The organism is Blautia sp. HCP3S3_G3, from assembly GCF_052063365.1.
Classification (GTDB): Bacteria; Bacillota; Clostridia; order Lachnospirales; family Lachnospiraceae; genus Blautia_A.
Genome location: NZ_JBQHXR010000009.1, coordinates 16,159 through 32,177 on the forward strand (window position 1 = coordinate 16,159; position 16,019 = coordinate 32,177).

The following is a 16,019-nucleotide window of genomic DNA, read 5'->3' on the forward strand; positions in this document are numbered from 1 at the left end:
AACGATTATGAAACGATTCAAAAAAGCGGCTGCGATCTGTCTGGCTGGTCTGACTGCAATGTCTACGGTTGGCGTTACCGGAGTATATGCAGAAGACACAAACTACGATGTGGACAACATGGAATTCGATAATGTAGAAATCCGCGTTGCATTCCGTTACACCAGCGGATCTGAAACAGATGGACAGAGCCAGTGGTACTACAAGAAACTGGAAGAGTTCAATGCAGAGAACGAAGGCAAAATCCATGTAACAGACGAAAGTATTTCTGCTGAATCTGATTACGAAGAGAAACTTACTACAGATTTCGCTTCCGGTTCTGTACCGAACGCATTCCTGCAGTATGGCGGAAGCCGTACCAAAGAATATGTAGATGCAGGATATATTCTGGATCTGACACCATACTTCGAGCAGTATCCGGACTGGTATGATGGTGTACAGGAATTCGCATGGGAAACTACTCAGTTCGAAGGACATGAAGGAACTTATGGTATTCCGTGGTCTTCCTATCAGCTCTGCTTATACTACAACAAAGAATATCTGGAGCAGGTAGGAGCAGAAGTTCCGGAATCCTGGGATGACCTGGTTGAAGTATGCGGCAAACTGAAAGAAGCAGGAATTCAGCCGTTCAACTATTCTGACAAGGACAACTATCACTACGAGCATCTGATGAGTGCTATGGCTCTGAAAGCATACGGACCGGAAATCGCTGATGATCTTGCAACTGACAAAGAAGCATACAATGGCGAAAAAATGGTAGCAATCTATCAGTTAATGAAAGATATGATCGATGCTGGATATTGGGGAGATGCAATCCTCAGCACAGACTTCTCCACAGAGAGAAATATGTTTGAAGCAGGACAGGCAGCTTTCACAGTTGATGGAACATGGAACTGCGGTAACTTCCAGAACGATTCCGATACTACACTCTTCGATGCACAGAAGATCGGTGTTACCAGAATTCCATACATCAATGAAGAATACAAAACAGTAGAAATGGGCGGCGGTTCCGATACATACTACATCACAACTCTGAACAAGAGCGAAGAAGAAATCGCAGCAACTGTTAAATTCATCAAATACCTCACAAACGTAGATGCCATCAATGAAATGTGTGAATTCAGCCCGACAACATATGCAGAAAAAGTTACAATCGAAACCGGTAACTACCTGCTGGACGAGGTAAATGCAATCATGGCTGAGAATACTGCATCCAAACTGGAACTTCCAAACTATGATACAAATACAGCAGCAATGGATACTATCCGTAATTCCCTTCAGGCTCTGGCAACTGGTGCTTCCGCACAGGAAGTTGGCGACGATATCGTTAATAAGATGTCTGCATACGAATAATCGCCGGGTTAACGGATACTGAGTTTATATGAAAAGGGGAAGCAAAGGCTTCCCCTTTTTTACCGATAAGCTGTGAAACAGTTATTCGGTTATGAGCAGGCAGCAAAGCGGATTCTGAATATCCGCTGGATTCAAAGGAGGTATATGAATGTCGAAAACAAGCACAGTACCAAAAGTAAAACAGAAACTGGACAAGAAAGACCTGACGATTTCGATTCTCTTTTTGCTTCCGGCAATTCTGATTTGTGTTGTATTTATCATTTATCCGGTATTTGACACATTCAGTCTTTCTTTCTGCAAATGGAACGGAATGTTCGGCGCAGTGAAAGAAAGGGTCGGAATGGAAAACTACTATAAAATTGTAACAGACAAAATGTTCTGGAATGCAATGCTGAACAGCTTTTATTTTATGATCGGCGGTTTCGTGATTCTGATGCCGCTGGCATTCGGACTTGCACTTCTGGTTACATCCAAGATTAAAGGAACCAGCTTTTTCCGTACCTGCTATTTCCTTCCATGTATGTTGGGAACAACTGCAGTTGCGCTGATGTGGACTTTCATGCTGAATCCGAATTTCGGTGTATTTCATGCCATAGAGAATTTGTTGGGGATTGATATGGCGATTCCGGATGTTCTGACTGTGAAAACATTGAATGTCTGGATCGTTATCCTGGTTAATGAATGGATGTATGCAGGATATAATATGCTGATTTTTGCAGCAGGACTGGTAGCGATTCCGGAAGATCTGAACGAGGCTGCAGCTCTGGATGGCGCGACTGGATGGCAGAGAATCCGTTATATTACCCTGCCTCTGATGAAAAACTCCTTCAAAGTTTTCTCAATTCTGTGTATTACAGGATGTCTGAAGGTATTCGATATTATCTGGGCAATGACACGAGGCGGCCCGAATGATATCAGTTCCACTCCTTCCATCATGCTGTATTCTCAGGGCTTTTCCTATAAACTTTTCGGACGAAGCAGTGCTTATGGTGTGATCCTGCTTGTTCTGGGAATTGTCTTAAGCTTAGTGACAAACCGTATATTCCGTGAAGATAAGGATCTCGCGATGTAAGAGAAAGGAGGATCATCATGGCAGAGACAATTGGAAAAAAGAATAAACACAAAGTACGTCCGGGCGAGGTGGCTCTCTATGTCATCGCGATTTTCTGGACATTTATGACATTGTTTCCGGTAGCAGTTACGATTCTGGCGTCTTTCAAATCAAAGGCGGAAATCTATCTGAATCTGATGAGCTGGCCGAACGAGTTCCTGATTGAGAACTATATTAATGCAAATAAGACAGCAGATGCACTGAGAACCATTACCAATTCTCTGATCGTTGCAACTCTTACAACTGTGGCAAATACAGTGGTAGGTATGATGGCAGCTTACATTCTGTCAAGAAAAGATTACAAATTCCTGAAATTTGTCTATATCTTTTTCATGATCGGCGTTATGGTTCCTGTACATTGTACGCTGATTCCGATCAATAATCTTGCAACCGCACTGAATGCGAAGAACAATCTGCTCTTCCTGATCTGCATTTATGTGGCATTTAATATGTCGCAGGCAATCTTCCTTTATACGGGATTTATGGATGGAATTTCGCGGAACCTTGATGAGGCGGCGATCATAGACGGCTGCAGCAACTGGTCACTGCTCTGGAGAATTCTTTTCCCTGTCTGCAAACCAATCGTTGCTACAGAGGCAATCTTCATCTTCATCGCAGGATACAGTGAGCTGGTATTCTCCATGATCATGATGACAGATACCAAATACTTTACCGTATCTCGTGCTATGCTGAATTTCTCCTCCACCCATTCTCAGGAGATTGGAAATCAGTTCGCATTCGTTGTTATGTCAGTAATCCCGATGGTATTGATTTATATCATTTTCCATAAACAGATTGAAAAAGGTATGCTGTCGGGCGCAATCAAAGGATGATTTTACAGGAGGAAACAAATATGTATCAGGATAGAGATAAATATCAGAAATATGAGTTTAACAGAGAAGAATATAATAAACGTATGGAATGGTATCAGGACGCACGTTTTGGAATGTTTATCCACTGGGGACTGTATTCCATCCCTGCAAGAGGTGAATGGGTTCGCAGCGTTGAGGAAATTCCGGAGGAAGAGTACCTTCCGTTTATGAAAGAATTCGATGCCAGAGATTATGACCCGAAACAGTGGGCAAAGGAAGCAAAAGCAGCAGGTATGAAATATGTCGTGCTGACAGCAAAGCATCATGACGGTTTCTGTCTGTTTGACAGCAAATATACCGATTACAAGGTAACCAATACACCTGCCGGAAGAGACCTGATCAAAGAATATGTAGAGGCTCTTCGCGCAGAAGGTCTGAAGGTGGGAATTTACTTTACACTCCTTGACTGGCATCATCCGGATTATCCGCATTACCAGGACAAAAATCATCCGATGAGAAACCATCCGGAATGCGGCAATGAAAACCGTGATTTCTCCCGTTATGTAGAATATCTGTATAATCAAGTAGAAGAAATCTGCACCAATTATGGTAAAATTGATATTATCTGGTTCGACTTCTCCTATGATGATATGAGAGGAGAAAAATGGGGCGCAACAGATCTGGTTAGCATGGTGCGCAGCCTGCAGCCGGGTATCATTATTGACAACCGTCTGGAAGCAAGCGGTGAAGGACGTGGTTCCCTGTATGAATGTAATCCGAAGCCGTTCCACGGCGACTTTGTAAGTCCGGAACAGATCATTCCGCCGGAAGGAATCTGTGATGTGGAAGGCAACCCGATGGTATGGGAAGCTTGCTTTACCATGAATAATAACTGGGGATACTGTGCAAATGACCACTATTATAAACCTGCTTCCATGCTGATCAAGAAGCTGGTAGAGTGTGTTTCCAAGGGCGGAAACATGATTCTGAATGTAGGTCCGGATGCAAAAGGAAAATTCCCGAAGGAATCCTCTGCGATTCTGGCTGAGATCGGACGCTGGATGGATAAGAATCATGACAGTATCTACGGATGTTCACCGGCAGAAAATATTCCGAAACCGGATTACGGCCGTGTAACAAGAAACGGCAATAAATATTATGTACATATTTATGAGAATACACTTGGACCGCTTCCATTGATCGGTTTCGATAAGGATAAGATCGTGAAGGTTCGTGCTCTGGATGACGGACATGAAATTCCGCTTTCCACTGCATGGATGCACAGCGATTATCCGGATATTGCATTCGTAGATCTGGGACCGGATCCAGTGCTTCCGGATTCTGTGGATTATGTACTGGAAGTAGAAATGAAAGAGTGATCATCGGCACTTCTGACAGTGTACGGATGATTGTGGATGAGGAATGCGCTATGGAAACGAAACGGAAAATGACTTTGGAAGTCTGCGTGGAAAGTGTGGAATCTGCACTTGCTGCCGTTGAGGGAGGCGCAGACAGACTGGAATTATGTGCAGACCTGATCATTGGAGGGACAACACCTTCGCCCGCACTGTTTCGTGCGATCAGAAGACGCACAGACATCCCGATGCATGTCATGATCAGGCCTCGATTCGGTGATTTTTGCTATACGGAGAGCGAACTGGAGATTATGAAAGACCAGATTGAAGAATTTCGTAATCTGGGAGCAGAAGGAATCGTTCTGGGTATTTTGAAATCTGACGGAAGTCTGGATACAGAAAAAATGGCAGAATTGCTTGCCTGTGCAGGGGGAATGAAGATCACACTGCACCGCTGCTTCGATATGTGCAGAGATCCGGAGAAAACTCTGGAGGAAGCAGTGAAGCTTGGCGTATCCATTATACTGACTTCGGGGCAGAAAGACCGATGCGTGGATGGAACAGAACTTCTGAGGGAACTGCAGCAAAAAGCCGCAGGAAGAATCATTATTCAGGCAGGCTCCGGTGTGGAAGCAGGAATAATCCGTGAGGTGTATGAGAAAACGGGTATCTGTGCTTACCACATGTCTGGAAGCAGGGTGTACGATAGTCTTATGACGTATCGGAAAGAAGGAGTCAGCATGGGCCTTCCGGGATTCAGCGAATATGAAATCCGCTCCACGGATTGCGTGAAAATCCGGGAAGCACGCAGGGTTCTGGATCAGTGTATGTGAGAAATGAATTTTCGAATGTCATAGTTAAAGGATTGTTGAGCCTTTTAAAATACTGCCGTATAAATGAGTGAAATCATTGGTGCGGCAGTATTTTCATATGAAGATTTTCATAAAAGCAAAAAATGGAAGTGACGAAAAACTGTAGATAATAGAAAAGTTTAATGGTAGTAATTGAGGGGGTGTCTATAAAAATGGACAGAGAAAAATATCTTTCCCAGATTGATGAAGTGATCAAAGCAGGACCTTACGAGAATACCTGGGATTCTCTTTGTGAACATCCTACTCCGAAATGGTATGAAAAAGGCAAATTTGGTATTTTTATTCACTGGGGTGTTTACAGTGTTCCGGCGTTCGGGGATGAGTGGTATCCGCGCAAGGTATACCAGCAGGGTTCCAAAGAAAATCATCATCATCTGGAAAAATACGGACCATTGAATGAATTTGGATATAAAGATTTTATTCCGATGTTTAAAGCGGAGAAATTTGATCCGAAGGAATGGGCGGATCTGTTTGAGGAAGCCGGAGCAAAATTTGTGGTTCCGGTTGCAGAGCATCATGACGGATTTCAGATGTATGCCAGTGAACTGAGTCACTGGAATGCAGCAGAAATGGGACCGAAGCGGGATGTACTGGGAGAACTGAAGACGGAAGTGGAAAAGAATGGTATGGTACTTGGCGCTTCTTCCCATCGTGCGGAGCATTTCTGGTTCTTTAACGGAGGACGTCTGATTCCGGAATCGGATGTATACGAGGAAATGGGTTCTCTGGAACATGACAGATCAGACGAGGATTCTGCAAAAGACTCCCTGTACTGGCCGGCAGCAGGAATTATGAGAAATCATGACGACCTTTATGATAATCCTCCGACAGAAGAATTTATGCAGGACTGGCTGGTTCGCACCTGTGAGATCGTGGATAAATATCGTCCAAAACTGATTTTCTTTGACTGGTGGATCCAGGAGTATAAATGGAAACCATATCTGCGTAAATTTGCGGCTTATTATTATAACAGAGCTGCTGAATGGGGCGAAGAGGTTGCCATTGATGCAAAATTTGATGCCTATGTAAAAGGAAGTGCAGTGAGAGATCTGGAGAGAGGTCAGCTGGATCATATCACACCGGATTTCTGGCAGAATGATACTTCTGTTGCCAAGAATTCCTGGGGTTATACCGAAGGAAATGATTACAAAAAACCGTCTGATGTGGTCATGGATCTTGTGGATGTAGTCAGCAAGAACGGTGCACTGCTCCTGAATGTGGGACCAAAAGCAGACGGAACCATTCCTGAGGAAGATGCCCATATTCTCCGGGAAATCGGCAAATGGCTGAAAGTGAACGGAGAAGCGATCTACAATACCAAACCATGGAAAATCTTTGGGGAAGGTCCTACGGTTGTGCCGGAAGGAAGCTTTACGGATACCTATCAGAAGAATTTCACCAGTGAAGATTTCCGTTTTACCTGCAGAAGCAATTATATTTATGCCATTGTTCTGAAATGGCCGGAAGATGGGGAAATCCATATCCGCTGCATGGGTAAACATCAGGAACTTCTGAAGACCACGATCCGCGATATTGAACTTCTGGGGACAGGTCTGCATCCCAGCTACTTCCGCAATGAAGCACTGGATATCGGATGTGGAAAAAGTTTTGATTTCGGAGATATGCCGGCTGTACTGAAGATTACTGTGGAATGATGGCTTTCGTTATAAAAAACGGCGATTGAGAAAAGCCGGGAGAGAAATATCTGTAGATGAATGTCAGCAATAGAGCATTCGCAGAGGAATGACAGGAAAGATGCTGGTATAAAGCATTGCCGCAGGGAAATTTTGCTGCTTTTGGATACTGCCGGCAGATGAGAATATATGATTTTGAACAGGAGAAGATGCGCGATATGAGTAAAAAAAGATATACAGGAAATTGGGAATCTGTAAATCAGCATGAGGTTCCCAAATGGTATGATGACTGCAAATTTGGTATTTTTATTCACTGGGGAATTTATTCGGTGCCTGCATTTGCTCCCCATACATGGGAACTGGGTGAGGTGGATTCCAAGGAATGGTTTGCCGATAACCCGTACGCAGAATGGTATTATAATTCGCTGAATATCGGGAAAGGGCCGACATATGAGCATCATATCGAAACCTATGGCAAAGATTTCAAATATGAAGATTTTATCCCAATGTGGAAGGCAGAAAACTGGAACCCTGCACAGTGGGCGGAGCTTTTCAAAGAAGCCGGAGCACAGTACGTGGTTCTGACCACCAAACATCATGACGGTTTCTGTCTGTATCCAAGCAAATATACGGATTTTAACTGCGTGAAAATGGGACCGAAGAAGGATATCACAGGTGAGTTGACAAAAGCAGTCCGCGATGCAGGTCTGCGTATGGGACTTTACTATTCCGGGCTGATCGACTGGCAGTTTGCCAATGATCCGATCTATGAAGATGATGACCTGTTTGGTACGGCAAGTCCGACATTTGCTTATGCAGATTATTCCTATAACCAGATGATGGAACTGGTGGACAATTATGAGCCGAGTGTATTCTGGAATGATATCGGATGGCCGAAGCAGAGTGAGGAAGCAATGCCGTATTTCCTGGCCCACTATTACAATAAAGTGGAAGAGGGCGTTGTGAACGACCGCTTTAATGACCGCTATCATGACTTCCTTACAAAAGAATACAAATCAGGAAAAGTGGACCGCACCAATAAATGGGAAATGTGCCGCGGCATGGGTCTTTCCTTTGGATATAATGCAAATGAGGGAGATGACAAACTGATTTCTGTTCCGGATCTTATTGCACTTCTGGTAGCCACAGTTGCCAACAACGGAAACCTTCTTCTGAATATCGGACCAAAAGCAGATGGAACGATTCCGGAAGAACAGGTGAAGAGACTGAAGATTCTTGGCGCATGGCTGAATGTAAACGGCGAGGGAATCTACGGAACACGCTGCAGCGATCGTGAATCAGAAATTCTGGAAAATGGTGTGGAACTGCATTACACCCAGAAAGATGGAAATCTGAATGTGTTTGCTGTAGGATTAAAAGAAGGCGAAAATGAATTTGTGATCAAAGGATATCGCGGAGAACTTCGTCCGTTTGAAAAAGCGGTAGAGATGGAGACAGAAGCGTGCCCGGATGGCCTGAAAGTAAGAATTAAGAATTACCGAGAGGATTTCTATACCGTAGGTATGACATCTGCAAAATAGCAGACAGAATAAATAATGAGAAAAGGGCGGTCATCACCGCCCTTTTCCTGTCAGTATTTACAGGAGAAAGTCCCGCATTTGGTTTCGCTGCTGATATTGGCATGAGGTCCGTCGATATCAATGGCAGCCGCCGTACATTTGCAGTGTTCATTATAGGTACACTCATGGGCTTTGCAGTCGATCTGGATTTTTTCACATCCGCAGTGCTCGTGGGTGATGTTCATGGCTGAGCCTGCATTGCGGTCACGAAAGCTGCCGCAGCTGGTTTCGTCTGGTTTGTGTGCCTGCTCGCCTGTGACTTCAATCTCGCCTCTGGAACAAAGCTGGTTTTCGTTGTACACGCAGGTAGTTGCAGAACAGGTTAAAATGGTCATGTTCATGTTCCTCCTTTTTTAATGTAGCCTTTTTACAGCTGTCCGTAGTATGCCCGAAAAAAAAGAAAAATATGCCGTTGTGCCGTTGCTTTTTCGACAAAAGGCCAGAAAACTCCGTCCCCAGCGGTTTACGCACATAAGAATTAATGATATAATGGGTAAAGTGTGAAAACATAAAATCAATGAGGAATGATATGGAAGGGAGAAGGATTATGGAGAAACAGAGAGACAGCTTTACGAACAAGCTGGGATTCGTTCTGGCAGCCGCCGGATCTGCTGTTGGATTGGGGAATTTATGGAGGTTTCCGTACCTTGCGGCCAAGCATGGAGGAGGAATTTTTCTGCTGGTATATCTGATACTTGCAGTGACATTTGGATTTGCAATGATGGTGACAGAGATTGCTATCGGAAGAAAGACGCATCTGAGCGCAGTCGGAGCATTTGAAAAGCTGAACCGGAAATGGGGATTTATTGGTTATCTTGCGTGTCTGGTTCCGTTTATTATTACGCCGTATTACTGCGTGATCGGCGGTTGGGTGCTGAAGTATTTTACCGTATTTATTACCAATCAGGTATCAGCGGCAGCATCGGATGAGTTTTTTACCGGATTCATTACACAGCCGGCCGCACCGGTGATTTTCTTTATGATTTACGCAGCAGCAACGGTAGTGATCGTTATGTTTGGCGTTGAGAAGGGCGTGGAAAAGGCCAGTCGTCTGATGATGCCGCTGCTGATCATTATGACGGTGGTGATTTCCGTGTTTAGCCTGATGCAGCCGGGGGCTGTGGATGGTCTGATTTATTATCTGAAACCGGATTTCAGCAGATTCAGTGCAACGACAGTTTTGGCAGCGATGGGGCAGCTCTTTTATTCCATGTCTCTGGCCATGGGAATTATGATCACTTATGGATCTTATATGAAAAAGGACGCCAGCCTGGAGAAATCTGTACGGCAGATTGAGATTTTTGATACCGGCATTGCTTTTATGGCAGGTCTGATGATTATTCCTGCAGTGTTTGCTTTTTCCGGCGGAAGCGAAGAGGCACTTGGCAAAGGCCCGAGCCTGATGTTCATTACCCTGCCGAAAGTATTTGACAGCATGAAGTTCGGAACCGTGATCGGGGCGGTATTTTTCCTGCTGGTTCTGTTTGCAGCTCTGACATCTTCCATTTCTCTGGTAGAGACGCTGGTATCCATGGTTATGGATAAGCTGGGCTGGACGCGGAAAAAGTCCTGTGTTGTGCTTCTGATTTACCTTTTTGCTCTTGGAATTCCGGTATCTCTGGGATTTGGTGTATGGAGCTTTATTGCACCGTTGGGTATGAGCCTTCTGGATTTCTTCGACTTTGTAAGCAACAGCGTTCTGATGCCGATCGTTGCTATTCTGACCTGTGCCTTTGTTGGATTTATCATAAAACCGAAGGCGATCATTGAAGAAGTGGAAATCAACGGAGCTTTTGGGATTAAGAAGTTTTATTCCGTAATGATTAAGTATATTGCACCATTATTCCTGGTGGCAATTCTGCTCTTCGCAATTATGGAGACAATGGGAATCATAGTTGTGTAAGACTGGAGAAACAGGGATGGCAGTCCAAAGTTGTTAAACGGATAACTGCTCATGCGGAATGCTGAGCAGTTGTCGTGCTGCTGTTCATTGAAATATTTTGCGAAGTGTGCCCTCCGGGCAGGATTCCTCTGCGGCAGAGAGGAATTATATTACGAAAGCAATCTGTCGCAGGCAGAGAATCCTGCAGAGCAGGGTTCTTTTTTTGCAAATTATAGGAAAGAAAAATATATAAAAAACACTTGCTTTATCCCGAAGTTCGTGTTATAGTATCTAAGTACGTGAAGAAAACAAAGCAGAGTTCCACTCTCACCTCAGCGCATGTATGAAGCGACTCGGGTTTATATTGCACAGTTACGCAGGCTGATACTGCGTGCATGTGAGTATAGGAGAGTGTGGATTTGTGTCCGCACTTTTTTTCATGTTTCATCTGGAAAGCATTGCTTTTTCCAGCGTTTCAGAGGGTGACGGGATGTCATTGGTTTATCATTTATCAGGTATGGAGGTGCACTACAATTAGCAATTTAATGATTAACGAACAGATCAGAGACAAAGAGGTACGCTTAATAGGAGCAGACGGAGCTCAGCTTGGAATCATGTCTGCGCGTGAAGCGATGGCGAAGGCTCAGGAGGCAGGACTTGACCTGGTAAAGATTGCCCCGCAGGCGAAGCCGCCGGTATGTAAGATTATCGATTACGGTAAATACCGCTACGAACTCGCACGTAAAGAAAAAGAAGCGAAGAAAAAACAGAAGACCATCGAAGTCAAAGAAGTGCGTCTTTCTCCGAATATTGATACCAACGACCTGAATACCAAGGTAAACGCGGCAAGGAAATTCCTTTCCAAGGGCGACAGAGTAAAGGTTACCCTGCGTTTCCGTGGAAGAGAGATGGCACATATGGCAAGCAGCAAACATGTGCTGGACGATTTTGCAGAGCTTCTGAAGGATGTTGCTACTGTGGAGAAAGCTCCGAAGGTAGAAGGCAGAAGCATGACTATGTTTTTAACGGAAAAACGTTAAAAGGCTGTCAGCAGTCCGGATTGTATGAAAGTACGTCAGGACAGACAGCTAAATAAAGATACGAAGATTAAGGAGGAAATAACAATGCCAAAAATTAAAACATGTAGAGCAGCAGCTAAGCGTTTCAAAAAGACAGGAACCGGTAAATTAGTAAGAAATAAAGCTTACAAGAGCCATATCTTAACCAAGAAATCTCAGAAGAGAAAGAGAAATCTGAGAAAATCTACTGTTGTTGATTCTACAAATGTTAAGAGCATGAAGAAAGCATTACCATATTTATAAGATAGAGAAGAAGACGAACAGGAGGAAAATAAGAAATGGCAAGAATTAAAGGCGGCTTAAACGCAAAGAAAAAACATAACCGTACATTAAAACTGGCAAAAGGCTACAGAGGAGCCCGTTCCAAACAGTATAGAGTAGCAAAACAGTCTGTAATGAGAGCACTTACCAGCGCATACGCAGGCAGAAAACAGAAAAAACGTCAGTTCAGACAGCTCTGGATCGCACGTATCAACGCTGCTGCAAGAATGAACGGACTTTCCTACAGCAAAATGATGCATGGTCTGAAAGTTGCAAACATCGACATCAACAGAAAGATGCTTGCAGACCTTGCAGTAAACGATGCAGAAGGCTTCGTAGCACTTGCTGAGATCGCTAAGAAAGCAATCGCTTAATCTGAGTTTTTAGAATACCGGATTGTACACTCTCCCGCGGGATTTTTCCTGCCGGGGGAGTTTTTTATATTACAGGAAAGTGCTCCGCATTTTTCTGTAATAGTAATATAAAAAAGCCCTCCGGGCGGGATCACACTGCGGAGAATAGAGATTTTGCTGCTTTATTTCTTTAAAATTATAAATTTTTTGTAAATTCGCACTTGCATTCAAAATTACATGGTGCTATAATTTGTACATTGATAATAAATCAGAGGAAGCCAAAGCCGGCTGGGAACCCAGTTGGCTTTTTGACTTTACTATCGGCTCAGAACGGAAATGGGTTCTTCTGATACTCTACAAAATAGGAGGAGAAAGTATTATGAGAAATTTGAAAAAAGCACTCAGTGTAACAGCAGCCGTTGCTATGGCTGTAACAGCAGTAGCTCCTGTATCTGTATTTGCAGAAGATGAGACATTTAAGATCGGCGTAATCGGACCAATGACAGGTGACTATGCACAGTATGGTCTTGGTGTTTATAACGCAGCTAAGATTGCAGCAGATGAGATCAACGCAGCCGGCGGAATGAACGGATATCAGATAGAGATTCTGGATGCAGGCGATGACCAGGGTGACCCGGAGAAAGCTCTGAATGCATACAATGACCTTCTGGACAAAGGTATGCAGATGCTTTGCGGAACTGTTACATCCGGTGCATGTATCGCAGTAGGTGCTGAAGCAGCTGAAAGTACATTCCTGTTCACACCATCCGGAAGTGCTGTAGATTGTATCACAGCAGGTTCCAATGAGTTCCGTATGTGCTTCACAGACCCTGCACAGGGAACGAAATCCGCACAGTACATTTCCGAGAACGGACTTGCTACCAAGGTTGCAACTCTTTATGATTCCGCAGCAGACTACAATGTAGGTGTACATGATTCCTTTATCGAAGGCGCAGCAGAATTCGGTCTGGAAGTTGTTGCTGATGAAGCTTACACCACAGACAGCAACACAGACTTCTCCGTACAGCTTTCCAAGATCAAAGAGAGCGGTGCAGAACTTCTGTTCCTGCCAAACTACTACTCTGACAATGCTCTGATTCTTCAGCAGGCAGCTGATGCAGGTCTTGACATCACTGTATTCGGTGTTGATGGTATGGACGGTATCCTTGGCGTAGAGAACTTTGATACTTCTCTTGCAGAAGGCGTTATGCTTCTGACACCATTCTCTGCAACAGCTGAAGATGAAGCAACTGTAAACTTTGTAACAGCATACAAAGATGCTAACAACGGCGAAATTCCGAACCAGTTTGCAGCAGATGCTTATGACGTAATTTATGCAATCAAATTAGCTGCAGAAGACGCTGGTATCACACCGGATATGTCCAATGAAGACATCAGCGCAGCACTTTCCGCTTCCATGCTGAACATCGAGCTTGACGGTCTTACCGGAACAGCTAAATGGACAGAAGACGGCGAATGTGATAAGGCTCCTAAGGCTGTTGTAATCAAAGATGGCGCTTACGAGATGATGGACTAATATTTCCCTGAATACGCGGGGGATTGCCGTTTAAGAAACGGAGGGACGGTTACCTGTGAAAAAGGAACCGTCCTTTTATTATATCATAGGAAAGTGCTTTGCATTTTCCTATGATATAATAAAGATATCACGGGAAAATATCTGTATTTTCCTGTGATATAGAATGAGAAAAGCCCTTCGGGCGGTAACCGTAACGATAAATTCATTTTATGAGGTGCACTATGAGTTTTATATCTTATTTAAAAGATGGGATAAGCCTGGGCAGTGTTTACGCAATTATCGCATTGGGATATACCATGGTATACGGTATTGCGAAGATGCTGAATTTTGCTCATGGAGATATTATTATGGTCGGTGCGTTTGTAATTCTTACTGCAATTACGAAGGCCGGTCTTTCTCCGGTAGTATCTGTCATCCTGGGTATTATCGTATGTACAGTTCTTGGCGTGGTAATCGAGATGGTTGCTTACCGCCCGCTTCGAAAAGCATCTTCCAACCTTGCAGTGCTGATCACGGCGATTGGTGTCAGTTATCTGCTTCAGAATCTGGCTCTGCTGATCTTCGGAGCAGATGCGAAGAGCTTTGTAACTGTCATCAACGTTCCTACTCTGACATTGTTTGATGGAAGACTGACGATTAAAGGAATCACGATCGTGACGATTCTGGCATGTATTGTAATCATGCTGGGACTTACGTTTTTTGTTAATAAAACAAAACCGGGACGTGCCATGCAGGCTGTTGCCGAGGACAGAGATGCGGCCCAGCTGATGGGAGTCAACGTAAATGCTACGATTTCACTGACATTTGCCATTGGTTCCGGTCTGGCTGCAATTGCAGGTCTTCTGTTATGTTCCGCTTACCCTACATTAACACCGTACACAGGTGCGATGCCTGGTATCAAGGCGTTCGTGGCAGCGGTATTTGGAGGAATCGGTTCCATTCCGGGAGCTATGGTCGGCGGAATCCTTCTGGGTGTGATTGAGATTTTTGGACGAGCTTACATTTCATCCCAGGTAGCGGATGCAATTGTATTTGCGGTACTGATTATCGTGCTTCTTGTAAAACCTGCAGGATTGTTCGGCAAGAACATCCAGGAGAAAGTGTAAGGTGGCCGATATGAAGAAAAATATGAACAAAACATCAAAGAATAATTTTATTACATATGCAATGGTGGTCGTAATCTTTGCAGTGGTACAGACTCTTTCCTCAACAGGAAATCTGTCAAACCTTCTGAAGGGACTTCTGGTTCCTCTCTGCGTTTATACGATTGCAGCTGTTTCTCTGAACCTGGTGGTTGGTTTTTCCGGTGAACTGAGTCTGGGTCATGCAGGCTTTATGTGTGTGGGGGCCTATTCCAGTGCATTGTTTTCCAATGTGGTAGGAGATGCCCTTCCTTCTGTTCCAAGACTGATCCTGGCAATTCTCATCGGTGCTGCCGTGGCAGGTGTATTCGGTATTCTCATCGGTATTCCTGTTCTGAGACTCCGCGGTGACTATCTTGCGATTGTAACACTGGCATTCGGTGAGATTATCAAGAACCTGATCAACGTGTTATATGTGGGTGTTGATGAGAATGGTATCCATGTGGCAACCAGTTCTGCCGGACTGAATCTGGAAGCCGGCGGCAAACAGATCATGAAAGGTGCGCTTGGTATTTCCGGTACCTCTACCCTTTACAAAGATATTAAGCCGTATCTATTCCTGATCGGTATCATCCTGGTTCTGATCACACTGTTTGTGGTACAGAATCTGGTACATTCCAGAAGCGGACGTGCGATTATGTCCACTCGTGATAACCGTATTGCGGCAGAATCTGTGGGAATCAATATTACGTCCTACAAGCTTCTGGCGTTTACTGTTTCCGCAGCACTGGCCGGGGTTGCAGGTGTGCTGTATGCACATAACCTTTCGATGCTGAAGGTTTCTATTTTTGACTACAACCTGTCCATTATGATTCTTGTATATGTGGTTCTTGGCGGCATCGGTAACCTGCGCGGTTCCATTATCGCAACGATTATTCTGTATGCACTTCCGGAACTGCTCCGCGGATTCTCCACGTATCGTATGCTGATTTATGCAATTGTCCTGATTGCAATGATGCTCTTTAACTGGGCACCTGCTGCTCGTAACTGGAGAAGCCGTATTGTTGAAAAAATCAAAGGAACAAGACCAAAGAAGGAGGCAGCTTAATT

Annotated in this window: 15 protein-coding genes; 14 read left to right on the forward strand and 1 reads right to left on the reverse strand. The window is 44.3% G+C overall.

What is annotated here, in order from left to right; genetic code table 11:
* Positions 1-7: 7 nt before the first annotated feature.
* The 7 genes from ACTNEW_RS09650 (at position 8) to ACTNEW_RS09680 (ending at position 8,676) form a co-directional block, all read left to right on the forward strand.
* Positions 8-1,351 carry an ABC transporter substrate-binding protein gene (locus tag ACTNEW_RS09650; RefSeq protein WP_441060345.1) on the forward strand — a complete coding sequence of 448 codons (1,344 nt, stop codon included), beginning with the start codon at positions 8-10 and terminating at the stop codon, positions 1,349-1,351.
* A gap of 148 nt (positions 1,352-1,499) precedes the next feature.
* Positions 1,500-2,423, forward strand: coding sequence for a carbohydrate ABC transporter permease (locus ACTNEW_RS09655; RefSeq protein WP_441060347.1), 924 nt, complete (start codon positions 1,500-1,502; stop codon positions 2,421-2,423).
* Between the two features lie 17 nt (positions 2,424-2,440).
* A complete protein-coding gene (locus tag ACTNEW_RS09660; RefSeq protein WP_441060349.1) occupies positions 2,441-3,295 on the forward strand; it encodes a carbohydrate ABC transporter permease in 855 nt (284 codons plus the stop codon).
* 20 nt (positions 3,296-3,315) lie between these two features.
* Positions 3,316-4,653 carry an alpha-L-fucosidase gene (locus tag ACTNEW_RS09665; RefSeq protein ID WP_441060351.1) on the forward strand — a complete coding sequence of 446 codons (1,338 nt, stop codon included), beginning with the start codon at positions 3,316-3,318 and terminating at the stop codon, positions 4,651-4,653.
* 50 nt (positions 4,654-4,703) lie between these two features.
* The gene (locus ACTNEW_RS09670; RefSeq protein WP_441060353.1) at positions 4,704-5,462 is read left to right on the forward strand and encodes a copper homeostasis protein CutC; all 759 of its coding nucleotides are present in this window, start codon (positions 4,704-4,706) and stop codon (positions 5,460-5,462) included.
* Positions 5,463-5,653: 191 nt separating this feature from the next.
* The gene (locus tag ACTNEW_RS09675; protein WP_441060355.1) at positions 5,654-7,156 is read left to right on the forward strand and encodes an alpha-L-fucosidase; all 1,503 of its coding nucleotides are present in this window, start codon (positions 5,654-5,656) and stop codon (positions 7,154-7,156) included.
* 197 nt (positions 7,157-7,353) lie between these two features.
* Positions 7,354-8,676 carry an alpha-L-fucosidase gene (locus tag ACTNEW_RS09680; protein ID WP_441060357.1) on the forward strand — a complete coding sequence of 441 codons (1,323 nt, stop codon included), beginning with the start codon at positions 7,354-7,356 and terminating at the stop codon, positions 8,674-8,676.
* Between the two features lie 50 nt (positions 8,677-8,726).
* Here the strand turns inward: ACTNEW_RS09680 and ACTNEW_RS09685 are convergent, their stop codons facing one another.
* A complete protein-coding gene (locus ACTNEW_RS09685; protein WP_441060359.1) occupies positions 8,727-9,050 on the reverse strand; it encodes a DUF1540 domain-containing protein in 324 nt (107 codons plus the stop codon).
* 212 nt (positions 9,051-9,262) lie between these two features.
* Between ACTNEW_RS09685 and ACTNEW_RS09690 the strand changes: the two genes are divergently transcribed.
* The 7 genes from ACTNEW_RS09690 (at position 9,263) to ACTNEW_RS09720 (ending at position 16,017) form a co-directional block, all read left to right on the forward strand.
* The gene (locus ACTNEW_RS09690; RefSeq protein ID WP_441060361.1) at positions 9,263-10,618 is read left to right on the forward strand and encodes a sodium-dependent transporter; all 1,356 of its coding nucleotides are present in this window, start codon (positions 9,263-9,265) and stop codon (positions 10,616-10,618) included.
* 524 nt (positions 10,619-11,142) lie between these two features.
* Entirely contained in the window at positions 11,143-11,637 is a 495-nt protein-coding gene (gene infC / locus ACTNEW_RS09695) for a translation initiation factor IF-3 (RefSeq protein WP_441060363.1), read from the forward strand.
* An 84-nt stretch (positions 11,638-11,721) separates the two neighbouring features.
* A complete protein-coding gene (gene rpmI, locus ACTNEW_RS09700; RefSeq protein WP_019162770.1) occupies positions 11,722-11,919 on the forward strand; it encodes a 50S ribosomal protein L35 in 198 nt (65 codons plus the stop codon).
* A gap of 35 nt (positions 11,920-11,954) precedes the next feature.
* Positions 11,955-12,311, forward strand: coding sequence for a 50S ribosomal protein L20 (gene rplT, locus ACTNEW_RS09705; RefSeq protein ID WP_441060365.1), 357 nt, complete (start codon positions 11,955-11,957; stop codon positions 12,309-12,311).
* A gap of 358 nt (positions 12,312-12,669) precedes the next feature.
* Positions 12,670-13,827 (forward strand): ABC transporter substrate-binding protein, encoded by a 1,158-nt coding sequence (locus tag ACTNEW_RS09710; protein ID WP_441060367.1) that lies wholly within the window; start codon positions 12,670-12,672, stop codon positions 13,825-13,827.
* Between the two features lie 221 nt (positions 13,828-14,048).
* A complete protein-coding gene (locus ACTNEW_RS09715) occupies positions 14,049-14,933 on the forward strand; it encodes a branched-chain amino acid ABC transporter permease (RefSeq protein WP_441060369.1) in 885 nt (294 codons plus the stop codon).
* Positions 14,934-14,943: 10 nt separating this feature from the next.
* Positions 14,944-16,017: a branched-chain amino acid ABC transporter permease gene (locus tag ACTNEW_RS09720; protein WP_441060371.1), complete on the forward strand. Its 1,074-nt coding sequence runs from the start codon at positions 14,944-14,946 to the stop codon at positions 16,015-16,017.
* The last annotated feature ends 2 nt before the right edge of the window (positions 16,018-16,019 follow it).